This is a genomic window from Mycobacterium sp. NGS41, assembly GCF_059812725.1.
The window spans coordinates 23,285-44,714 of record NZ_JCALDF010000034.1 but is presented as its reverse complement, the minus strand read 5'-3'; the positions used below and the strand labels follow the sequence as shown (position 1 = coordinate 44,714).

Below are 21,430 nucleotides of genomic sequence, written 5' to 3'. Positions count from 1 at the left end.
AAGGTACTGGTACACATGGGAACTCTGGAGAACAAGGTCGCCATTGTTTCAGGCTCCGGCCGCGGCATCGGGCGGGAAATCGCGATCAAGCTGGCTTCCGAAGGCGCTCGCGTCGTGGTGAACGACCTCGACGCCGAGCCGGCCGCGGAGACCATCGCCGCCATCGAAGCGGTTGGTGGCAAAGCCGTCACCTGCGTCGGCAGTGTCACCGACGACGGCTTCGGGGATCGGTTCGTCAAGACGGCAGTCGATACGTTCGGCGGTCTGGACATCATCGTCAACAACGCGGGCTACACGTGGGATTCAGTGATTCAGAAGATGACCGACGAGCAGTGGGACGCGATCCTGGACGTGCATCTGAAGGCACCCTTTCACATCCTGCGCGCAGCGCAGCCGGTCATCAGCGGACTCGTCAAGCGCGCCCGGGAAGCCGGGGAGCCGGTGCCCTGCCGCAAAGTAGTCAACATCTCGTCGTTGGCCGGTGTGGGCGGTAACGCCGGGCAGGCCAACTACGCCTCGGCGAAGGCCGGCATCCTCGGCCTCACCAAGGCGCTGGCCAAGGAATGGGGACGCTACAACGTCACCGTCAACTCGGTGGCGTTCGGATTCATCAAGACCCGACTCACCGACGCACCAGCGGGTGGCGGGAAGATTACCGTGCAGGGCAAAGAGATTCAGGTCGGAGTCAACCCCGGACTGCTGGCCGCCATGGAACAGCTCATCCCGCTGGGGCGGGCAGGCACACCCACGGAAGCTGCCGGCGCCGTCTACCTGCTGTGCACACCCGAATCCGATTACGTCAGCGCACAGACTCTGGTCTGTGGCGGCGGAGTGAACATCTAGGCGCGCGCTCGCTCTGAGCACGCACCCTGCAGGAGGCACGATGTATGTCACCCAGTCGCTGCACCGCATGCTGCAGCAGAATCCAGATATGACGCTGACCGTGTTCGGCGAACGCCACTGCACTGTGCGGCAATCCGCGGATCGCATCGCGCGATTGGCCGGGGCTCTGCAGGGTCTGGGCGTGCAGAGCGATGACCGGGTGGCGTTTCTGGGGCTGAACTCCGACCGGTACCACGAATACTTCTACGCGGTACCCTGGGCCGACGCCGCGGTGAATCCGGTCAATATCCGTTGGAGTCCCGTCGAAATCGCCTATTCGCTCAAGGATTCCGGAACCAGGGTGCTGCTCGTCGACGATGCGTTCGCCGCGGTCGTGCCGCAAATCCGTGCCGCGGGTGCGGAATTGTCGGCCGTCGTCTATTGCGGTGAGGAATCCTGCCCGAGGGGCATGGTCGACTACGAAGAACTTATTGCGGGTTCGCAGCCGATCGCGGATGCGCGACGCGGCGGAGACGCGCTGTTCGGCATCTTCTACACCGGTGGCACCACCGGGCATCCCAAGGGCGTGATGCTGAGCCACACCAACGTGATGACCTCGGCTCTGGGCAGTCTGGCCAGTGGCCAGTTCCTGACCGACCGTGGGCGGATCCTGCACGCGGCACCTCTATTTCACCTGGCCGCGATAGGCATGTGGATTGCCGGCAGCACTGCGGCGTCTACCCACGTGTTCGTGTCGTCGTTCACCCCCGGCGGGGTGGCGAAGGCGGTCAGCGACCACCGGGTCACCGACCTGTTGCTGGTGCCGACCATGATCCAGATGCTGATCGACCACCCCGATGCCGCCGGGTTCGATCTGAGCTCGCTACGGCATCTCACCTACGGTGCCTCACCGATCTCGGAAGCACTGGTCGAAAGGGTCGGAAAAGCGCTTCCGGCAACGGCTTTAGGCCAGGCGTACGGGATGACCGAGCTGGCGCCGGCGGCCACCTTCCTCCCGCCGGCCGATCATGACAACCCGTCGCTGCGGCGATCCGCCGGACGGGCCTTACCACATGCCGAAATGCGGGTCGTCGACGCAAACGATCAAGAGGTCCCGCGCGGCGAGGTCGGTGAAGTGGTCGTGCGCGGTGCCAACGTCATGCTGGGCTATTGGAACCGGCCGCAGGAGACGGCCGCCGCGGTACGCGACGGCTGGATGCATACCGGCGACATGGCATTGATGGACGAGCACGGCTACATCTACATCGTCGACCGCCTCAAGGACATGATCATCACCGGTGGCGAGAACGTTTATTCCGCCGAGGTCGAGAACGCCGTTGCCAGCCATCCCGCTGTCGCTGCGGTGGCGGTCATCGGCGTGCCCGACGATCGATGGGGCGAAAGGGTCCATGCCGTCATCGTGTTGCGTCCTGGCAGCGCAACAACTCAGGAGTCGATACAGGAGCACTGCCGAGCGCTCATTGCCGGCTACAAGGTGCCCCGCAGCTTGGAATTCGTCGCTGAGTTGCCGGTTTCCGGCGCCGGAAAAGTACTCAAACGCGAACTGCGGGAACGCTATTGGAATCCAGGCGGCAAGCAGATCTCTTGACAAACTACGAGTCCGTGGGCCAACCCGCCAGAGGAACGCGACCGCGCAACCGGCGCCAGCTGATCATCGAGGCGGCTGCCGTCCTCTTCTGGGAAAAGGGATATGGCAACGTCTCGATGTCCGATGTCGCCGACGCGGTGGCCGTGGGCCCGTCGGCGCTGTATCGGCATTTCCGCGGTAAACACGCGCTGCTGGCAACAGTTATCGAGGACGCGATCACCAGTGTCGACGACGCACTGACGCGAGCCGACGCCTCAAGTGACCTGGCGGCGGTTCTGGCGCGCGCTGTCCTGGACCGCCGCACCGTTGGTGTGTTATGGCGGCGCGAAGACCGTCACCTGATGGCCGACGACCGAAAAAGGCTGCGCCGCCTTGCCCGTCGGGTTGGCGAGCGGTTCGCGGGTCGCATCCGGGACAAGCGGCCCGAACTGCAAGCTGCGCAGGCCGACCTGTTGGCGTGGTGTGCGCTCGGTGTTGCGAATAGCATCTCGTTTCACCGGCTCTCAATGCCAGAGCCGGGATTTTCGGCCCTGCTGACCGAATTGATCGAGGTGCCTCTCAACTCTGTTGCCGAGCTGAGTCCGGCAGGCTCGCGTGCGACTCGCGGCGGTGTGGTCGCACATTCCCGACGAGAAGCGATCCTGTCGTCGGCTGTGACGCTGTTCGCCGAGAAGGGTTTCTCCGGCGTCAGCGTCGACGACATCGGCGCCGCCGTCGGCATCGCCGGGCCCAGCGTCTATAACCACTTCCCGGCCAAGGCCGACATCCTGGCCGCCGTCATGTCACGCGGTAACGAATGGCTTTGGCTGGCGTTCAATGCCGCTGTCGCGCATACCCATGACGCGGCCGATGCGCTGCATCAAGTGGTGCTCAGCTACCAGACGTTTGCATTCCGCAACCCCCACATCGTTGACATTCTGCTCACCGAGGAAATGCACCTTCCAGAGTCGGAGCGCCCACGCGCCAGGAGTGCCCAACGCGCTTATATCGACGAGTGGCTACACCTAGTCAGACAACTGCACACCGACTGGACGATCACCGAAGCGCGGATCAGGGTGCAAGCCGCCCAAATGCTGATCAACGACATCGCGGTAATTCCGCGATTGCGGAATCTCTCAGGTGTCGAGGCTGTCGTGGTCGATATCGCAGTGGCCTTGCTCGGCGCCGAGGGTTCGAAGACTTCAAGCGTTAAGGCGAAAAACGTTGGGTCGCAGCCGCGTTAGATACCTCACACATCGGCAAGCGCAGCGGCCGATCGGGGTAGGGTGCTGCGCAGTGTTGGGTTCCCAGATGGCGTTGATCGGCTTGGCCGGGTTCGGTGCCGGCGCGATCAATGCGGTCGTCGGCTCCGGGACCCTGATCACGTTCCCAACCCTCGTCGCCCTCGGCTATCCGCCGGTCACCGCCACCATGTCCAATGCGGTGGGTTTGGTGGCCGGCGGTGTCTCGGGCACCTGGGGCTATCGCGCTGAGCTCCGTGGGCAATGGGATCGGCTGCGGTGGCAGATCCCGGCCTCGGTGGCCGGCGCCGCGTTGGGTGCCTTCTTGTTGCTGCACTTGCCCGAGAAGGTGTTCGCCCGGATCGTGCCGGTCCTACTGGTGCTGGCCTTGCTGTTGGTGGTGATCGGTCCGTGGATTCAGTCGTGGGCACGGCGGCGGGCTGACAATGCGGGGCGCTGCGCCGAACACGTCACGCCGATGCGCATGGCCGTGCTGGTGGTCGGCACCTTCGCCGTCGGCGTCTACGGCGGCTATTTCACCGCCGCCCAAGGCATCCTGCTGGTCGGCGTGATGGGCGCACTGCTGCCGGAATCGGTGCAGCGCATGAACGCAGCGAAGAACCTGTTGTCGACGGTGGTGAATATCGTTGCGGCGATTGGCTATACGTGGGTGGCCTGGGATCGCATCAGCTGGCCGATTGCCGTAGTGATCGCGGCGGGCTCGCTGATCGGGGGAGTGATCGGGGCGCGCTACGGGCGTCGGCTGTCGCAGAATTCATTGCGCGCCGCCATCGTGGTGGTCGGCCTGATCGGGTTGTACCGCCTGCTCTCGGTGTAGCGCCAGTCAGCTCAGTGTGGCAGCGGCGGCTTCGGCAATGACGTCGGTCATGTCGCCGCGCTTCCGCCAGGCCCGGAGTTGGCGCATGGCGCCGTTGCCGTACGTCGCGATGCGGTCGAGTTCGGTTGCGACGCCGTCATATTCACCGATCGCCTCCAGCGCCGGACGCACTCGTCGCACCAGCGCGCCCAGTTGCTCACGGGCGGGCACCGCGCCGCGGCCGTGGACCAGGTCCAGCGTGTGTCCCGACAACCCGTCGTGGGCGGCCTTCCAGTACGCGGCCCGCAGCGCGGCAGGCGGCAGGTGCCCGACCGCACCGGTGTCGTCGCCCTGGGCGCGCTCGTCGACCGCTGTCATCACCGCCGCCCTGATCAGGGTGGCAAGCAGGACCGTTTCCGCGACCGTTGCCGGCACGTCGGCCACCCGCACCTCGACCGTCGGGAAATCAGAGGATGGCCGCACATCCCAATAGACCATGCCCTGATCCACAATGATGCCGGTGTCGACCAGCATGCGCACCGTGCGGTCGTAATCGTCGATAGAGGAGAAGAACGGCGGCGCCCCGGCGACGGGCCAGCGTCTCCAGAGGATGCCGCGCCAGCTTGCGTAGCCGGAATCGGTGTTGCGATACAGCGCCGAGTTGGCCGACAGTGCCAGCAGCGACGGCAGCCACGGCCGCAGCCAGTTGCTGGCGTGGATGGCGGCCGCCCGGTCGGGCACCTGCACGTGCACATGACAACCGCAGATGCCCTGCTCGTGCGCGACCATCCCGTACTCCGCGCCGATCCGGCGGTACCGCTCGGTGTCGGTGACCGGGAACTTGTGCGGCGTGACCGGCGGAAGCCCCAGGGCCAACAGCTGAGCCCCGGCGGCCTCGGCGGCCGTGGCCGCGATGCGCCGCAGCCGGGCCAATTCCTCACGGAGTTGCGTGCTGTCAGCCATCACGTCGGAGGTCGTTTCGACCTGACAGCTGCTCAGTTCCAGCTGTAGTTCTACGCCCTCGCGCCGGGCTTCGGCCGCCACCTCGGTGTTGAGCGGGATCGGCTCATCGGACAGCGGATCGACGAGGAGGAACTCTTCCTCGACACCGATGGTCGGAGGCTCGTTCACCCCGCCTCCGCGTGACGGGCGCTCATATCCCGCAACCTACCCCGACCCCGCGCAGCAAACATCGCGCGCTACGAGCGTGTAGTCGACTGAGCTTATGAGTGCAGTTGCCAGGCCAGCGGGCTAGCCGGCAAGCGGTGACGCAAGCGCGGAGTCCACAGTCGGGTAAACGGACAGTGACCCGCTGAGATCGCAGAGCTTGACGATTCTGCTGACGATCGGCTGACGGGCCACCACGCGCAGTTCGATACCGCGACGCCGGCACCGTTCCGCTTCGTCGGCCAGGACGGCGAACGCGCAGCACGCCATGAAATCAAGCCCGCTGACGTCGACGATGAAAGGCCCGGGTGCGGAAACGACGCTGGCCGTTTCACTGACCAGCTGCCGCCAGGTCTGCTCGTTGCAGGCGTCAACCTCACCGCCCGCGTGGATGAGTACGGCCGGGCCGCTGCGGTCGGTGGTCGCGCGCAACGTGCTGTGCGGATCACCGAGCTCGTAGACCAGTCGCGTGCTGAGCGTCAGGTGTGTGGAAATGGGTTCTGCTATGGCCAGCCGCATGATGGACTCCCTAATCAACTGGCACGAGGGGGCGCCAGGATGGATGCCCGTCCTGTTGTCTGAAGACAGACTCCGCTAGTGCGGAATCTCATTTGTATAACAAGACAGGGCGGTCTGTCTACGTATCGCGGCTTGTGAGTATGGTAAGGATCGTTATGACCCGCTTGGACGCCGCGACGGCTGCTGTGTCGCCTCGCGAGCGCATTCTGAATGCCGCGTACGACCTGTTCAGTCGGCGTGGGATCCGCGCGGTGGGCACCGACGAGGTGATCGAGCGCGCCGGCGTGGCCAAGGCAACTCTCTACCGTCACTTCGCGACGAAAAACGACCTCGTGTTGGCCGTTTTGGACCGCCGCGAGCAACTCTGGACTCATGGCCTGATCGAGGCGCAGTCGGAACTTCGCGGCGAGAACCCCGAGGAGCGGCTGCTGGCGATCTTCGACGTCCTGCACGACTGGTTTCAGAACCGCGACGGCTATGAAGGGTGCTCCTTCATCAACGTGTTGCTCGAGTTGGGGGCGCAGCATCCCGCCGGACAGGCCAGCATCACTCATATCGACAACGTCCGCGACATCGTGCGCCGGCGCGCGGTAGCGGCCGGGCTCAGCGATGTGGAGGACTTCGCCTGGTCCTGGCACATCCTGATGAAGGGCGCCATCATTCTCGCCGCGGTGGGTGATTCGAATGCGGCTCAGCGTGCGCAGAAGATGGCCCGCGTCCTGATCGAGGAGCACCGGCCGGTAGCGGTGGCCGACTGACTTTTCAGGCGGCGTCGGCCTTTTCAGGCGGCGTCGTGCCCGTCTTGCGGTAATGCTCGGCCTCGAGTTCGGCGATCGCCCGGGATGTGCGTTCGCGCAGCAAGATCGCGGCGATGATGCCGCACACGACGGCGACGACGAGCGCGATCCAGGAGAAGTCCTGCATCCAGCGTTCGGCGGCAGCTCCGGCGAAGTAAACGGCCGCCGTGGTGCCGCCCGCCCAGCAGATGCCGCCCGAAACGTTGGCCACCAGGAAGAGCGGGTAGGGCATTTTCAGCGCGCCGGCCAGTGGCCCGGCGAAGATCCGCAGCAACGCGATGAAACGGCCGAAGAACACCGCCCACGCTCCCCAGCGGTTGAACAACTTTTCGGCGAGCGCAACATGGCCGGGACCGAAGTGTTTCGGGAACCGCCGGCCAAGCCGCTCGAAGAGCGGCATGCCGAACTTGCGGCCGATCGTGTAGCCGATCGAATCGCCGACCACCGCGCCGACCACGGCGGCGGCGCCGACGCCGACCGGGTTGATGTGCAACTCGGGCTTTGCCGACATCAGCGCCGCTGTGACCAAGACGATTTCCCCCGGCAGCGGGATGCCCAGGCTCTCGACCCCGACCACGCCGCCGACCACGAGATACACCAGGATCGGCGGGATCGAGTGGAGCAGGTCGGCCACATTCATGGGTACAGAATGCCTGACCGGCGGTTCGTACGGCGAGCAGACGCAAAATCGCGTAATTCAGGCCTGAATCACGCGATTTTGCGTCTGCTCGGCACAATTGCGCAATGGAGTTCAACCTCGCGCAGGTCTTCGGCGCGGTGGCTGCGGCCAACCCCGACCGGGACTGCATCGTGTTCGGGGATCGGCGCCTCACCTTCGCGCAGACCCACGAACGTGCCCGCCGCATCGCGCGCGCGTTGCACCAGTGGGGGCTCGGTGTCCGTCGGGAACGCTCCGAGCTGGCGCCCTACGAGTCCGGCCAAAGCCACCTGGGGCTGTACCTGGCGAACTGCATCGAGTTCCTCGAAGCGATGCTCGGCGCGTATCGGGCCCGGGTCGCGCCTTTCAATGTCAACTACCGCTACGTCGCCGATGAACTGGTGTATCTGCTCGGCAATGCGGACGCCGACGCGATCATGTATCACGCGCGGTTTGCCCCGACGCTCGCCGACGCGCTGCAGAAGCTGGGCCGCGCGCCGTACCTCATCCATGTCGAGGACGGATCCGGTAACGATCCGCTACCCGGCGCGGTGCGCTACGAGGAACTGCTGGCTTCCATGGCTGAGATGTCGGGGATGTCCGGCGAGCCGCTCGACGTCGCACCCTCGCCCGACGACCTCTATGTGCTCTACACCGGCGGCACGACCGGGCTGCCCAAGGCGGTGCTGTGGCGCCAGCACGACATCTACATGAACGCCATGGGCGGGCGGACTTTCGGCACCAGCGAGATGGTGACCAGCCTCGAGGAGATCGTCGAGCGTTCGCGACCCGAGGGACCGGGTTCGATGACCGCCGCACCGCTCATGCACGGCGCGGCGCAGTGGGCGGCCTTCATCAACTTGTGCGCCGGACGGCCGTTCATCATGGCGCCCACCACCACCCACCTCAATCCGGCCGAAGTGTGGGCGCTGGCCAGCCGGGAACGCGCGGTCTCGCTGTCGATCGTCGGCGACGCCTTCGGCCGGCCGTTGGTCGAGGAACTCGAGTCGGGCAATTACGACCTGTCCGGCCTGATGGTCCTGGTCAGCGGGGGAGCCGCGCTGAGCGCGCCGCTCAAACAGCGATTCGTCGAGCTGCTGCCACACCTGACGATCTTGGACACGGGTGGCTCATCGGAATCCGGAGCGCAGATGGGTCAGTTCTCCAATCGCGCGCAGAGTGCCTCTGGCCACTTCGCCCCGAATCCGGGCGCGGTGGTGGTCAGCGAGGATTTGGCCAGGATCTTGTCGCCCGGTGACGACGAGATCGGCTGGCTGGCCCAGCAGGGCCTGATTCCGCTGGGGTATCTCGGCGACCCGGAGAAGACCGCGAAGACCTTCCCCGTCATCGACGGGATCCGGCATTCGGTGCCGGGCGACCGGGCCCGCTGGCAAGCCGACGGCCAAATCGAGCTGCTCGGAAGGGATTCCGTCACCATCAACTCCGGCGGCGAGAAGATCTTCGCCGAAGAGGTGGAGGCCGCCATCGCCGAGCATCCCGCCGTCTACGACGTGGTGGTGACGGGCCGGCCCAGCGCCCGGTGGGGAAACGAAGTCGTCGCACTCGTGCAGTTGGCCGAAGGCGCGCAGGTGGGCGCCGACGGCATCATCGCCGTGGCCGCGCAGCACATTGCGCGTTACAAACTGCCCAAAGAAATCGTCTTCTGCGCCAAGCTGCAGCGTTCACCGTCCGGCAAGGCCGACTATCGGTGGGCAAAAGCTCAAGTGGCACAGACTAGTTGAAGAAATCAGTCTGATTGCTGCGCGTCAAAGGTAGTCTCACGGTCATGCCGAACAAGCGGCAGCGGGCGGTGGATGCATCGGCTTCGCTTGCGCCGCAGTATCCGATCGAGTCGGTCGACAACGCGCTGAAGCTGCTGTTGCTGTTGGGCGAGCAGCCCCAGATCCGGTTGAGCGAGGCGACCAGGTACTTGGGCGTGGCGTCGTCCACCGCACACCGGTTGCTGGCGATGCTGACCTACCGCGGTTTCGTACGACAAGACCCAGTGTCCAAGGCGTATCTTCCGGGGCCTGCGCTGACCAGTGTGGCGTTCGCGATCTTCGGCCGCATCGATGTTCCGGCGACCGCCATGCCGATCATGCGCAATGTCAGCGAACGCCTCCGCGAAACGATTCATGTCGGGATGCTCGACGCCGCCAACGTCCGTTTCGTCGCCGCAGTGGAGGGTCCGGCCGCGGTTCGGGTTGCTTCCCGGCTGGGACGCACGATGCCCGCGCATTGTACTTCGACGGGCAAGGCCATGCTGGCACAGTTGCCCGAATCCGAACTGCGGCAACTACTTCCGAATGAGAAGTTGGAGCAAATCACCCCGCAATCCATCGGAAGCCGCACCGAATTGGAGGCCGAGCTTTCCCGTATCCGCGATTGCGGCTATGCCGTCAATCGTGAGGAGAGCGAGGAAGGTGTTGCCTCGGTTGCGGTTCCGATCCCGACCCGCGCTCCGGGACTGCGCCTGGCGCTCAACGCCGCGGCTCCGCAGAACCGGTTGGACAGCTCGCAGTACACCACCGTGGTTTCCGCACTTATCGAGGCGGCCAAGGAAATCGGGGACCGGTTGGGCTAGTCGTCCAACCGGGGGAGCCGGGCAGTCTCGTGCCGCCAGGCCGCTTCGGCGGTGAACGCAGGACCCAGGTCCGGCAGGTCTTCCCAGTCGGAGTCGTCGATGTCGCGCAGGGTCCCGCCGGCTGCGCGCACCCGCAACGACATCCGGGCCAGCTCGTCGACGCTGATCGCCTGCAGCACCGCCTGCTGCACGGTGGCTGCGGCGCTGGTGATTCCGTGTCCACGGCAGATCACCACCGGCCCGCCGCGCATGGCCGCCACCATGTCCTTGCCCAGCCGCGAGTTCCGGATTAGCACGGCGCGTTCGTAGACTGGCACCCCGTAGCGGGCGAGCAGGGCACCCGGAATGTCGTAGGCGCCGTAGATCGGCCGGATCGCGATGCCGGCCAGATCGGCGGCGACGATGGCGGGTGGATGCAGATGCGCGACGGCCCGGTATTGCGCGTCGGCGAGCATGGTTTCGACATGGATGGGCAGCTCGTTGGGCACTCGGTAACCGTCGAGTTCGCCATCGGCGCCGGCACTGCCGTCGAACCGAATCAGGCGGATGTCCGACGGCCGGGTGAAGGCCACCCCGGTGTCGCTGTCGCTTCGGCAGCGGACAAGCAGGTGGTCGTCGTCGACCCGCAGACTCAGGTGACCGAGGATGCCGTCGACCAGTCCGCGGGCCGCGGCGACTCTGCAGCCCTGCGCCACCAGATCCCGTTGCTGGTCCAGCGTTTCTGGCTGCGTCATGTCGGCTTGGCCGGACCGATACGAAATCCGCCGTCCGGGTGGATGGTCTCGCCGGTGATCCCGTGGGAGCGGTCGGACGCCAGGAACACGAAACTCCACGCGTGGTCTTCGGCGGACAGCGCGACGTTCAGGGGAGTGCGTGCGGCCAGGTCGCGGACGCGGTTGGGGGTGTCGTCGAGGCGAACGCCGTCCAGACCCAAGCTGGCAAGGCCACGCAGGTCGGTGTTCAGCGTGCCGCCCGGGGCCACCCCGTTGACCCGGATGGCCGGTGCCAACTCGTGCGCCAGCGCGGCCACCAGCCCGCGTAACGCGAACTTCGACGACACGTACAGCACGCCGCCGCGTCCGGGGTAGAACGATGACGTGGATTCGGCCAGCACGATCGAGGATCCGGTTGCGGAGCGTAGCCACGGCACCGCGGCTTTGACCGATTGCAGATGGCTGAGCACGTTGGTCCGGAACATTTCGTCGAACGCGACGGAAAGGTCGTCGGCGTTGATGTCGCCGATGCCCTTGTAGAAGTCGAACACCCCGACGCAGTTGACCAGAGTGTCCAGGCCGCCGTAGGCGTCCACCGCGACGTTGACGGCGTGCTCGTTGGCCTGCCGGGTGACGGCGTCGCCTTCGACCACCGGCACTCCTGGCAGTTGCTCGCGCAGCATGTCGCACTTGCGCCGATCTATTTCCAGCACAGTGATTCTCGCGTCCTCGGCGAGAAATGCGTCGGCGACGGCACGGCCGATTCCGGATCCGCCGCCCACGATAAGGGCCCGCTTGCCATGCAGCCAATCGGTCACAGTTGGGGCTCGCCCTCGTCGGGCTCGTCGGGGAGCAGCGGAGCGTAGGAATTGCCGACCATGGCAGCCAGCGTACGGGGGTTCTGCCACGTCAACGCCTCGACCTCCAAGGCGTCCAGACTAATCCACTGCCCGGTCTTGGGGGAGGTGATCAGCAGCCGCGACCCATTGCGGGTGTCCACCCGGCGTACTTCTACATCGGTGAATTCATTTGCGACCGTTAGCGGTTGGCCTACAGTTCCGTCGAGTAAGCGTTCCAGCTCGGAATTCACAGGAACACCGCCAGGTTCTGCATACGCAACACCGACTCGTCGGCAATGATCTTGCGGCGGGCCAACTTCCATTGATCGTCGCACCAGCGCAGCAGGTCTTCGCGACCACAGGACAGCAGCGCGCTCTCGTTGACGTCGCCGCGGCTGCGGAACAGCAGCTCGGCCGACTCGACGACGAGCTGGCCCGGGTCCTCGCATTCGAAACAGCGCACGTTGGTGATGAAGTGACGCAACCGCGACGGCGGATCCTCGGTCCAGGCATGTTCGGTTTCCAGCCGCGCGACCCGCTGGCTCAGCGAATACTTGTCCTCGTCGAAATGGTCCATTCCCGATGCCCTCCCAGACAACGTGTCGAAGCCGGCGCCACGTGCGGTGGTGACGCGGACCGGCATCACGTAGTGAATGTCGTCGGTCATCGTGTCCAGCCACGCACGATACTGCTGGGCATCCAGCAGGTAAGCTTCGTCGACCAGGAACTGATGCGCTTGCAGATGCCGTATGTCGTTAAACGGCAACGACTTTCTCATACGGGCACCGGCGATTCCAGTTGCCCCGCCCACAACTTGAGTAACTCCCGCTGGTTGTATTCGTTGTAGCCCACCTGGGCGCGTCCCGGTCCGTGGAAGGCCTCGGCAGGCAGCGCGTCGATGACGGCGCGGTCGTCGGCGAGCAGGCCCATCCGGCTGTTCAGCAGTAGCCGTCGCGCCATGGAGCCGCCGGCGGTGGTGGTAAGCGACACCCAGTTTTCGACGTCGTCCTGCTCGAACATGCCCGTCGACCCGAAGCACATCAAATAAGCCTTGTACGAGTCTTTCTTGAAGTCCGCCGGTGCCGCGGAGTCTACCGCGAACCACGAGCAGACCTCGGTTTCGTTCTCGCTGATCGGCTGCCAGAGCCGGATCGAGATGAACGGCAGGACTTCGCTTTTCTGATCGGCGCGACCGGATTCGTGCACCTTCGGCCAGTTGTGCACGAAGCTGAGGTTCGGAAAGCAGGTGGCGGCCGAGATCATGAAACCGTCCTCGCCGACCACCCGCTGCTGCCGCGGCGACCAGACGTCCTTGATCCGGCTGATCATCTCGTCGGGGTAGCCGACGTAACGCATCCGCTCGTCGAAGCCGCCGGGTGGCAGCTTGTAGGTGGTTCCGCCGCCGCGGTGTGCCCAGTAGGTGGCACCGTCCTTGCGCTTCTGGGCTTTTGGTTCGCGGAACAGGCCGATGTCGACGATCGAGGCATGCGTGTGTGGCGTGTGGTACATGTCGCCCGAGAAATTCTCGGCGCCGATCTTCCAGTTCGCCTTGATCCGCCAGCGCTGCGGTCCGTGCAGCTCCAGGCCGTGGGTGCTCTGCTTGGTGTAGAAGTCGAGGTAGAACCTGAAGTCGCCGAGGAAATCCTCCAGTGGCTCCGCGTTCGGATCCAAGTTGATGAACAGCAGACCGTTGTAGCTCGCCAAATTCGGTGCCGGCAAAAGGGTTTGACCACTCTTGACGAACCCTTCGTCGCCGCCGTAGGCGTCTTGGTGGAACGGCAATCCGGTAAGGCGGCCGTCGTTGCGGTAACTCCAGCCGTGGTACGGGCAACGGAAGTTGGAGGCGTTACCCATCTCCGCGCGACACACCTGCATGCCGCGGTGCAAACACATATTGAACATCGCGCGTACGGCGCCACCCGAACCGCGGGCGATGATGAACGAGTCGTCCAGCACCCGTCGCACGACGTAGTCGCCGTCCTGCGGGATCTCCGACTCGTGCGCCACGAAGATCCACGCCCGGCTGAACAGCCGCTCTTTCTCCAGCGCGAACAGCTCTTTGTCGTTGTAGATGTAAGCGGGGACCATGCCCCGCCGAATGTTCTCGGCGACGGAACGATGATCTGTCAGTGGACCCATTACGGCTTCCCGCCTTTGTCTGCTCTACAGAAATTTCCTCTGTAATAAAGAATCCCCGGTGGCGGGTTCGCAGTCAATGCGCCGGTCGCCTATCCGTATGCAACAGCGAGCCAATTCACAGGGAGCTCACACCGACAGGGCGGGGGTGCCGTGAAATATGGTGAAATATCGACACGCTACGGTGGTAACTATCTACGCAGGCACGGATTTGTACGGGATTAATCCCCGATAGCGCGTTGACTACTACGCCTCTGGCTCCGTATTTGAGGAAGGACTGCTGCCATGGTTGATCGGTCACGGCGTGCCGAGGGTCTCTTGCAGAAACTCGGGTCCCGGGTGCTGGCAGCTATCGGTCGTCAAGAGTGGCTGGACCGGCCGAGTTATCGGCTGGAGCACGCACTGAGCTTCGCCTACAACGGTCTGGGCGGTGCGCGTAACCGCGTCACCAATGTGCTGCACGGCGTCTGGCTCGGACACCCGGTCCATCCGCCGCTGGCGTCGCTGACCAGCGGAGCGCTCGGCACCACGGTGGCACTGGACGCCCTGAGCTTGCTGCCGGGCCGGCCCGCCACTGAGGTCCTGGATGCGTCGAGGTTCGCCAGCCGCGCCCTCGGACTGGGCATCCTGGCGAGCGTCGGTTCGGCCGTCACCGGGGTCACCGACTGGCAGCACACCCACGAGGAGGACCGTCGGGTGGGGTTGGTGCACGGCGTGGTGAACCTGGCCGCGACCGCGCTGTACGCCCTGTCCTGGTGGGATCGGCGCCAGGGCCGCCACGGCCGCGGGATCGCCCTCACCGCGCTGGGCTACGGCATCACCGTCGGCGGCAGCTACCTGGGCGGCGCCCTGGTGTTCGAGTCCGGCATCGGCATCGACCAGTCTGGTGAGCGGTTGCGCACCAAAGAGTGGACGCCCGTGCTGCCCGCGAGCTCGTTGAACGGGAAGCCGGTACGGGTCGAGGTCGACGGCGTCGGCCTGGTGGTGTGCCAGACCAAGCCCGGGGAGGTCGCCGCGTTCGGCGAGTTCTGCCCGCACCTGGCGGCTCCGATGGCCGACGGCTGGGTAGACCGCGGCCGGATCGTGTGCCCTTGGCACGGCTCGTGGTTCGAGGCCGAGTCGGGAGACGTGATACGCGGTCCGGCGGCGGCGCCGCTGCCGTGCTATCAGGCCCGGCTGGTCGACGGAATGGTCGAGGTCCGCGGTGAGGAGCACGCTCTGGGCGGGGCCGTAGGGATCGCAAAAGGAGGAGCGAAGTGAATGCCTACGACGTCTTGAAAGAGCACCACATTGTGCTCAAAGGATTGGGCCGCAAGGTCAGCGAGGCACCGCTCGACAGCCCGGAGCGCCATGCGCTTCTCGACGAGATGCTGATCGAACTCGACATTCATTTCCGCATCGAAGACGACCTCTACTACCCCGCCCTGCGGGAGGCCAGCAGGCTGATCGCGATAGCCCATGCCGAGCATCGCCAGGTGATTGATCAGCTTTCCATGATGCTGAAAACCCCGCAGAGCGCGCCCGGATACGAAGACGAGTGGAACTCGTTCAAGACCGTGCTGGAAGCGCATGCCGACGAAGAGGAGCGAGACATGATTCCCGCGCCTCATCCGGTGAAGCTCACCGATGCGGAACTCGAGGAGCTGGGCAACAAGATGACCGCCAAAATCGAGCAATACCGCGGCTCCGCGTTGCACAAGCTGCGTACCAAGGGACGGGCCGCGCTGATCCGCGCACTGTAAACGGGGGTGCCAAGGTAGCCTCAGGCTTCGTGAAGGCCGCATCGGAGCCCGTTGCGTCGCAAGCCGACATCACCGCGGAGATCGCCCGCATCGCAGCCGAATACCAGGGGCATGATGCGGTTCAGCCGCGGCTCGACTATCCGCCGTACCGCAGCAGCACGCTGCGCCACCCGAAAAGCCCGCTGCTGGTCGTCGACCCCGAGGAGATCGAACACTGGGCGCCGTGCTTCGGTCCACAGGATGTCGACGTGCTCGACGCCAATCTGACAGCCGGGCACGCCGGCGAACCGATCGGGGAGCGCATCATCGTGACCGGGCGGGTGCTCGACGGATCCGGCAGGCCGGTAGCGGGCCAGCTGATCGAGGTGTGGCAAGCCAACGCCGCCGGGCGCTACCACCATCAGCGCGACCAGCACCCGGCCCCGCTCGACCCGAACTTCACCGGCGCCGGCCGTTGCCTGACCGGGCCGGACGGCAGCTACCGGTTTTTGACCGTCAAGCCCGGCCCCTATCCGTGGCGCAATCATCACAATGCGTGGCGGCCGGCGCACATCCACTTCTCGGTCTTCGGAACCGCTTTCACGCAACGGCTGGTCACCCAGATGTACTTTCCACACGACCCGCTGTTCGACCTGGACCCGATCTTCCAATCGATCCTCGACCCCAATGCGCGCCAACGACTGATCGCCGCCTACGACCACGACATCACCGAGCCCGAATACGCGACCGGTTACCGCTGGGACATCGTGCTGTCCGGCAGTCGCCGAACCTGGACCGAAAATGATAATGGCTGAATTAGCTTGCACCCCAGGGCAAACGGTGGGACCATTCTTCGGTCTCGGATTGCCGTATCGCGGCGACAGCTCGCTGGTCAGCGAGGTGGACCCGGACGCGATTCAGTTGCACGGAACGGTTTACGACGGCGCGGGTTGCGGGGTCCCCGATGCGCTGGTCGAACTCTGGCAGCCGGACAGCGCCGGTCGCATTGCGCGACAAGCCGGTTCGCTGCGCCGTGACGGTTCAGGGTTTACCGGCTGGGGCCGCGCCGCCACCGACGCCGACGGCCGTTACGCCTTCACCACGGCGCGCCCAGGTGTGGCGAGCAGACGCAAAAGCCCCCGCACGCACGGCGTGTCGGGGGCTTTTGCGTCTGCTCGGCAAGGTAGCGCGCCCTTTTTTGCGATCGTGGTGTTCGCGCGGGGGCTGCTGGACAGGTTGTTCACCCGCGCCTACCTGCCCGACGGCGACCTGGACAGCGATCCGTTGTTGTCCATTGTCGACGCGCGGCGACGGGCCACCCTGCTGTGCGTCACCGACAGCGGCAGCGGCTACCGTTTCGACATTCACCTGCAGGGCCCGAACGAGACGGTATTTTTAGCGTTCCAGGACGATTCAGGCGATTCAGGCGATCTGCGATGACGAATCTGTTATGGCCCGGGGACGATCGCGCCGGCCGGCTCATGACGGATCAGTCGTTGCTGCAGTCGATGGTGGCCGTGGAATCCACCTGGCTGGGTGCGCTGGCCGCAGCCGGTCTGGCGCCCGCCGACTGCGCCGGCGCCGACCTCTGGCACTTGCTGGGTGAGCGCGACGGCGAGCTGCTCGCGGTCACCGCCGAGGACGGCGGCAACCCGATCATCGGCCTGGTCTCGATGCTGCGTGAGCGGGCCATTCCGGCGATCGCGCCCTGGATCCACCGCGGACTCACCAGTCAAGATGTTCTGGACACCACCCTGATGCTAGGCATGCGCGACGTCGCGGATCGTCTCATGTCGCTACTCGCGGAACAGATTTCGTCGCTGTCGGCGCTCGCAACAGCCCACCGGACCACGCCCATGGTCGCCCGCACCCTTACCCAGCATGCGGCCCCCAGCACCTTCGGCGCCAAGGCCGCCGGCTGGCTCGACGGCGTGGTCGACGCCTATCGGCAGATCAGCGCGCTGCCCACACCGGTACAGTTCGGCGGTGCCGTCGGGACATGGGCTGCCACGACGGAATTGGCGACATTGCTCACCGGCGCTGCCGATCCGTCGGCGGTCGCCGAGAGCGTAGTGCGAAGCGCCGCAGCCACTCTGGGATTGGACATCCGCCCACCGTGGCACACCACCCGGACGCCGGTCACCGCGGCCGCAGACGCTCTCGTCGGCTGCACCGACTGCTGGGGCCGCATCGCCTCGGACGTCGTCACCCTGGTCCGCCCGGAGATCGCCGAGTTGAGCGAGCCCGCCACCGAAAAGCGCGGCGGCTCGTCGTCAATGCCGCACAAGCACAATCCGGTGTTGTCCATTTTGATTCGGCGAGCTGCCATTTCGGCCCCACCCCTGGCGGCGACCCTGCACAGCGCCGCCGCGCTGGCCAACGACGAACGTCCGGACGGTTCCTGGCACGCCGAATGGGAAACGTTGCGGACATTGGCCCGGCGCGCCGTGGTGGCGGGCTCCCAGTGCGCCGAACTTCTGGCCGGCCTACATGTGCATACCGAAAAAATGGCCGAGAACCTGCGCGGCACAGATGTTCTCGGTGAACAGCGCGCCATCGCCGACCTGGTGGACAAAGCGCCGTCGGCAACCTATTTTGGCGCCGTCGACCGTCTGATTGACGAGAGCCTGCAGCGGGCCCGGCGGGCACTGAGCGGGGGTTAGCGATTAAGTTTCCGCAGGACTTCCGTTGACACAGCAGTGATCTTGTCGCCCAGCACCTCGTACACCTGCAGCGGCTCGGCCTTGCCCTTGACCTGCATCCGCGGCAGCTCGCGCACCACGAAGACCTTGCCGGTCGCCTCGTAACACTCCTGGGTGATCAGGACGTTCGTCCGCATCCTCTGATTCAGCGACTCGACCCGGTTCGCAACGTTCACGGTGTCGCCGATCACGGTGTACTCCATTTTGCGATCCGACCCGATGTTCCCGGCGATGAGTGTGCCGGTGTGCAGGCCGACGCCGACATCGACCTCGACGCCGCCCTTCCGGCGCTGCTGGTCGTTGAAGCGCTCGACCTCCTCGATCATCCGTAGCGCCGCGCGAACGGCACGGGCAGCGTCGTCCGGCTTCGCCACCGGCGCGCCGAAGACGGCCATGACGGAGTCGCCGATGAACTTGTCCACGATCCCGCCCTCGTCGAAGACGATGTCGACCATGCGCTGCAGGTAGTCGTTGAGGAAGCCGACTACCTCCTCTGGGGGTAGCTTCTCGCTGATCGCGGTGAAGCCGCGAATGTCGCTGAAAAGCACTGTCGCCGTGAGCTTGGCGCTCAGCCGGCCGCCGTCCTTCATGTTGAGCGCTTCGCGCACAACGTCTTCGGGCACGTACTTCTGGAAGATCTGGCGCACCCGCCGCTCGGCCTCGCGTGACGCGGCGACCTCGTCGAACAGGCGGGCGTTCCCGATGGCGATGGCCGCCTGGTCGGCAAAGGCGTGCAGCAGGTTCTGCGACTCCTGGTTGAACTTTGTCTCGGTGAACTTGCTGTCGACGTAGAGCGCGCCGAGCAGGCGCTCCTTGAGGCGCAGCGGCACGCAGATAAGCGAGCGCACTTCCAGCGCCATGATCGACCTCGACCCGCGCAGCGAGGTCTGCGCATCGGTGGTCAGCACCGGCTCGCCTGTGTCCGTCACGCTGTCGAGCACCGAACGCGAGATCAGCTTCGACGGGTCGGCGATGTCGGTTCGGTCGCGACTGCGGGCCACTTTGAATTCGAGCTCCCCGTCGTGCACCAGGATCAGGAACCCGCGCTCGGCCTTGATCAGCTCGACACCCTTGTCGACGATCGTTTCCAGGACCTTCGCCATGTCGAGTTCGCTGTTGAGGGCCTTGGTGGTTTCGATGAGCGCCGTGATATCCCGCAGCTTCTGGCTGGTGATCCGCTGGGCTTCCTTGCTCTCGGCCAGCGCAGCCTTGGGGGTGGGAGCCGAGACGTCCAGGCCATCGGGACCCTCGTCGGGCACGAAGTAGAGCACAGTCGCGGCGAGCTGGATGCGGTCGCCCGCGCGCAGCGTATGTTCCGTCACCGCAAGGTTGTTCACGAACGACCCGTTGAAGCTGTCGAGGTCACGCAGCACCCAGTGCCGGCCGCGGCGGCGGAACTCGCAATGGTGTCGGGAGAGACCCGGGTCGTCCAGCCAAAGCGTGTTGTCCGGTGCGCGGCCGACACTGATCGTGTGGTCACTCAGCTCGAAGACATGGTCCTGCTCTTCGCGCAGGACGATCAACTTGGCCAAGAAAGTCCTTCGGACATACGCCCAGGTTAGGACCTTACCGCCGGCGAGCGAGGGGATTTGGTGACCGGGGATCCTCGACTGATGCGGGGGCGACGGCCCGGCTGGGCTAGCCCGGTTTGCGGGCCACGATGGCCACCGCCGCCAGTCGCTCGCGGTGTCTGCGGAAGGTGCGGCGCATCGCGAGCACCCGCTTGCGCGCGTCCCGATGAACGAGCAGGTTCCGGGCGAAGCGCAACGCACCGAACAGGCCTTCGTCGGCGATCACTCGCCGGGGTTCTAACAGCGCCATCGGTGCGGTCGCGACGTGGTCCACGATCAGGCCGTGGCCGGCCAACAGCTGCGACCATTCCGGAACAGTGAGCGGGCGCGCGTTGACTTTGATCGCACGGGCAAGCGACTGCCGGATGTCCGTGCTGATCTCCTCGGAAACGTCGTCGGGCGTCAGCGCCAGTTCATGGATCGCGTAACGGCCGTGCGGCCGTAGCACTCGGGCCGCCTCGGCGACGATGGCGTGCTTGGTCGCGTCGCCCTGCATGGTCAGCATCGCTTCGCCGATGACGACGTCGGTGCTGGCATCGGGCAATCCGGTGGCGGCCGCGTCGGCGACCCGGACCTCTCCGTGTCCCGCGACGACATTGCGAACCAAGTTGGCCGCGTCCGGATCGGCTTCCGCGCCGAGGTAGGACCGCGGCTGGCGGGACAGAATCTCGGTGGCGGTGCGGCCCAGGCCCGGGGCGAGCTCCACCACGTCGGCGTCGGCGACCTCGGCACGGGCCAGCAGGGTGCGGGTGAGTTCCACGCCGCCTGGGCGCAGCACCCGCTTGCCCAGTCGCGCGAGCAACCAATGTCCCTGCACGTTTTCGTCGGGACGCTTCGACGACGGCAGGGGTTGTTGCGACTCTTCTCGCTGAGTGGCCATCAGACTGCCTGCTGCACTTGGTTTTTCACGCCACCCAACGGCTCCAGCACCAGCGCCTGGCGCCGAAGATGCACGGTGAGGTATCGCAACCCGTTGGGGCCGGCGTCGAACTGGCGGCGTGAACGTCGGGGCAACCACAGCAAGGCGCCGGGGGAGAGGTCGATTGCGTCCATTTCGGTGGTCAGTGTGCCATCGCCGGACAACACGTGAATCAACACATCGAGATCGGGCCCGGAGTGCGCGTCGATTCTGCCGCCGGGGGGCAGCGCGATGACGTTTGAATCCAGATCGCGCTCGCGGGCCTGCAGCTTCCACACCGCACCCGTCGCGTCCACTTCGGCGCCGGCCGCATCGACCAGCTCATTGGTGTTGACCAGAATTTGCGGCAGTGGGGTGGAGGTGAGCTTGGTGATCCGGATGCGCCACAGCTCGGGGCCCTTGGTGAGATACTCCCAGTCGTAGCTGCCCGGGTGATCGGCATCGAACTCGGCCCGCAGGTGCTTCGGGTCGTGGTTGTTCACCAGCACGAACGACTCGCCGGTCTGCAGTGCGGAGTAGGTGGCGAAGATAGTCGGGTGCTTGTCGGGCTTGCGCAGCTGCCGGACGTCCAGTTCCTGAAGTTCCCTGTCTGCCATGGACTTTCTCCTGGTTGATAGTATTTACAATAGGTATTGT

The 21,430-nt window shown here is 65.4% G+C and carries 23 protein-coding genes; 12 read left to right on the top strand and 11 right to left on the bottom strand.

The annotated features are described in order from the left end of the window. Positions 1–15 precede the first annotated feature (15 nt). The 4 genes from AC5Y21_RS22375 to AC5Y21_RS22360 all read left to right on the top strand — a co-directional run bounded on the left by AC5Y21_RS22375 (position 16) and on the right by AC5Y21_RS22360 (position 4,489). Positions 16–843 carry an SDR family NAD(P)-dependent oxidoreductase gene (locus AC5Y21_RS22375; protein ID WP_499915615.1) on the top strand — a complete coding sequence of 276 codons (828 nt, stop codon included), beginning with the start codon at positions 16–18 and terminating at the stop codon, positions 841–843. Positions 844–883: 40 nt separating this feature from the next. Next, positions 884–2,431 carry a long-chain-fatty-acid--CoA ligase gene (locus AC5Y21_RS22370; protein WP_499915613.1) on the top strand — a complete coding sequence of 516 codons (1,548 nt, stop codon included), beginning with the start codon at positions 884–886 and terminating at the stop codon, positions 2,429–2,431. Continuing rightward, positions 2,428–3,654 (top strand): TetR/AcrR family transcriptional regulator, encoded by a 1,227-nt coding sequence (locus AC5Y21_RS22365; RefSeq protein ID WP_499915611.1) that lies wholly within the window; start codon positions 2,428–2,430, stop codon positions 3,652–3,654. The genes AC5Y21_RS22370 and AC5Y21_RS22365 overlap by 4 nt, the downstream gene beginning before the upstream one ends. Before the next feature lie 67 nt (positions 3,655–3,721). Continuing rightward, positions 3,722–4,489: a sulfite exporter TauE/SafE family protein gene (locus AC5Y21_RS22360; protein WP_499915636.1), complete on the top strand. Its 768-nt coding sequence runs from the start codon at positions 3,722–3,724 to the stop codon at positions 4,487–4,489. A gap of 6 nt (positions 4,490–4,495) precedes the next feature. Here AC5Y21_RS22360 and AC5Y21_RS22355 read toward each other — a convergent pair whose 3' ends face one another. Further along, positions 4,496–5,599 carry a glutamate--cysteine ligase gene (locus tag AC5Y21_RS22355; protein ID WP_499915610.1) on the bottom strand — a complete coding sequence of 368 codons (1,104 nt, stop codon included), beginning with the start codon at positions 5,597–5,599 and terminating at the stop codon, positions 4,496–4,498. Between the two features lie 120 nt (positions 5,600–5,719). Beyond that, complete coding sequence (locus AC5Y21_RS22350; RefSeq protein ID WP_499915608.1) at positions 5,720–6,154, bottom strand: anti-sigma factor antagonist; 435 nt, start codon at positions 6,152–6,154, stop codon at positions 5,720–5,722. A 155-nt stretch (positions 6,155–6,309) separates the two neighbouring features. Here AC5Y21_RS22350 and AC5Y21_RS22345 point away from each other — a divergent pair, with 155 nt between their 5' ends. Beyond that, positions 6,310–6,912 carry a TetR/AcrR family transcriptional regulator gene (locus tag AC5Y21_RS22345; protein ID WP_499915606.1) on the top strand — a complete coding sequence of 201 codons (603 nt, stop codon included), beginning with the start codon at positions 6,310–6,312 and terminating at the stop codon, positions 6,910–6,912. Positions 6,913–6,916: 4 nt separating this feature from the next. On the opposite strand, the gene AC5Y21_RS22340 is transcribed toward AC5Y21_RS22345, so the two are convergent. Continuing rightward, entirely contained in the window at positions 6,917–7,591 is a 675-nt protein-coding gene (locus AC5Y21_RS22340) for a DedA family protein (RefSeq protein WP_499915604.1), read from the bottom strand. Between the two features lie 104 nt (positions 7,592–7,695). Here AC5Y21_RS22340 and AC5Y21_RS22335 point away from each other — a divergent pair, with 104 nt between their 5' ends. Then, positions 7,696–9,351, top strand: coding sequence for an acyl-CoA synthetase (locus AC5Y21_RS22335; RefSeq protein WP_499915602.1), 1,656 nt, complete (start codon positions 7,696–7,698; stop codon positions 9,349–9,351). A 44-nt stretch (positions 9,352–9,395) separates the two neighbouring features. Then, positions 9,396–10,193, top strand: coding sequence for an IclR family transcriptional regulator (locus tag AC5Y21_RS22330; protein ID WP_499915599.1), 798 nt, complete (start codon positions 9,396–9,398; stop codon positions 10,191–10,193). Here AC5Y21_RS22330 and phtC read toward each other — a convergent pair. Genes phtC through AC5Y21_RS22305 form a run of 5 tightly spaced genes read right to left on the bottom strand, consistent with a single transcriptional unit; the run spans position 10,190 to position 13,884 of the window. Beyond that, positions 10,190–10,927: a 3,4-dihydroxyphthalate decarboxylase gene (phtC, locus tag AC5Y21_RS22325; protein WP_499915597.1), complete on the bottom strand. Its 738-nt coding sequence runs from the start codon at positions 10,925–10,927 to the stop codon at positions 10,190–10,192. The two genes, AC5Y21_RS22330 and phtC, sit on opposite strands and share 4 nt — an antisense overlap. Then, entirely contained in the window at positions 10,924–11,724 is an 801-nt protein-coding gene (gene hcaB / locus AC5Y21_RS22320; RefSeq protein WP_499915596.1) for a 3-(cis-5,6-dihydroxycyclohexa-1,3-dien-1-yl)propanoate dehydrogenase, read from the bottom strand. The genes phtC and hcaB overlap by 4 nt, the downstream gene beginning before the upstream one ends. Continuing rightward, the gene (locus tag AC5Y21_RS22315; protein ID WP_499915594.1) at positions 11,721–11,996 is read right to left on the bottom strand and encodes a dihydrodiol dehydrogenase; all 276 of its coding nucleotides are present in this window, start codon (positions 11,994–11,996) and stop codon (positions 11,721–11,723) included. Before AC5Y21_RS22315 ends, hcaB begins: the two co-directional genes overlap by 4 nt. Continuing rightward, positions 11,993–12,523 carry a 3-phenylpropionate/cinnamic acid dioxygenase subunit beta gene (locus AC5Y21_RS22310; protein ID WP_499915592.1) on the bottom strand — a complete coding sequence of 177 codons (531 nt, stop codon included), beginning with the start codon at positions 12,521–12,523 and terminating at the stop codon, positions 11,993–11,995. Before AC5Y21_RS22310 ends, AC5Y21_RS22315 begins: the two co-directional genes overlap by 4 nt. After that, positions 12,520–13,884: a Rieske 2Fe-2S domain-containing protein gene (locus AC5Y21_RS22305; protein WP_499915590.1), complete on the bottom strand. Its 1,365-nt coding sequence runs from the start codon at positions 13,882–13,884 to the stop codon at positions 12,520–12,522. The genes AC5Y21_RS22310 and AC5Y21_RS22305 overlap by 4 nt, the downstream gene beginning before the upstream one ends. Before the next feature lie 282 nt (positions 13,885–14,166). Here AC5Y21_RS22305 and AC5Y21_RS22300 point away from each other — a divergent pair, with 282 nt between their 5' ends. Genes AC5Y21_RS22300 through AC5Y21_RS22280 form a run of 5 tightly spaced genes read left to right on the top strand, consistent with a single transcriptional unit; the run spans position 14,167 to position 18,265 of the window. Then, on the top strand, positions 14,167–15,141 hold the full coding sequence (locus AC5Y21_RS22300) for a Rieske (2Fe-2S) protein (protein WP_499915588.1): 975 nt from the start codon (positions 14,167–14,169) through the stop codon (positions 15,139–15,141). Continuing rightward, positions 15,138–15,623, top strand: a complete 486-nt coding sequence (locus AC5Y21_RS22295) for a hemerythrin domain-containing protein (RefSeq protein ID WP_499915585.1) — start codon at positions 15,138–15,140, stop codon at positions 15,621–15,623. The genes AC5Y21_RS22300 and AC5Y21_RS22295 overlap by 4 nt, the downstream gene beginning before the upstream one ends. A gap of 29 nt (positions 15,624–15,652) precedes the next feature. Further along, complete coding sequence (pcaH, locus tag AC5Y21_RS22290; protein WP_499915581.1) at positions 15,653–16,417, top strand: protocatechuate 3,4-dioxygenase subunit beta; 765 nt, start codon at positions 15,653–15,655, stop codon at positions 16,415–16,417. Continuing rightward, entirely contained in the window at positions 16,410–17,042 is a 633-nt protein-coding gene (gene pcaG / locus AC5Y21_RS22285; protein WP_499915578.1) for a protocatechuate 3,4-dioxygenase subunit alpha, read from the top strand. Before pcaH ends, pcaG begins: the two co-directional genes overlap by 8 nt. After that, a complete protein-coding gene (locus AC5Y21_RS22280; protein ID WP_499915574.1) occupies positions 17,039–18,265 on the top strand; it encodes a lyase family protein in 1,227 nt (408 codons plus the stop codon). Before pcaG ends, AC5Y21_RS22280 begins: the two co-directional genes overlap by 4 nt. Here the strand turns inward: AC5Y21_RS22280 and AC5Y21_RS22275 are convergent. The 3 genes from AC5Y21_RS22275 to AC5Y21_RS22265 all read right to left on the bottom strand — a co-directional run bounded on the left by AC5Y21_RS22275 (position 18,262) and on the right by AC5Y21_RS22265 (position 21,390). Continuing rightward, positions 18,262–19,836 carry an adenylate/guanylate cyclase domain-containing protein gene (locus AC5Y21_RS22275; RefSeq protein ID WP_499915571.1) on the bottom strand — a complete coding sequence of 525 codons (1,575 nt, stop codon included), beginning with the start codon at positions 19,834–19,836 and terminating at the stop codon, positions 18,262–18,264. The genes AC5Y21_RS22280 and AC5Y21_RS22275 overlap by 4 nt on opposite strands. Before the next feature lie 106 nt (positions 19,837–19,942). Then, on the bottom strand, positions 19,943–20,755 hold the full coding sequence (locus AC5Y21_RS22270) for a class I SAM-dependent methyltransferase (RefSeq protein ID WP_499915568.1): 813 nt from the start codon (positions 20,753–20,755) through the stop codon (positions 19,943–19,945). Next, positions 20,755–21,390: a DUF2249 domain-containing protein gene (locus AC5Y21_RS22265; protein ID WP_499915564.1), complete on the bottom strand. Its 636-nt coding sequence runs from the start codon at positions 21,388–21,390 to the stop codon at positions 20,755–20,757. Before AC5Y21_RS22265 ends, AC5Y21_RS22270 begins: the two co-directional genes overlap by 1 nt. Between the last annotated feature and the right edge of the window lie 40 nt (positions 21,391–21,430).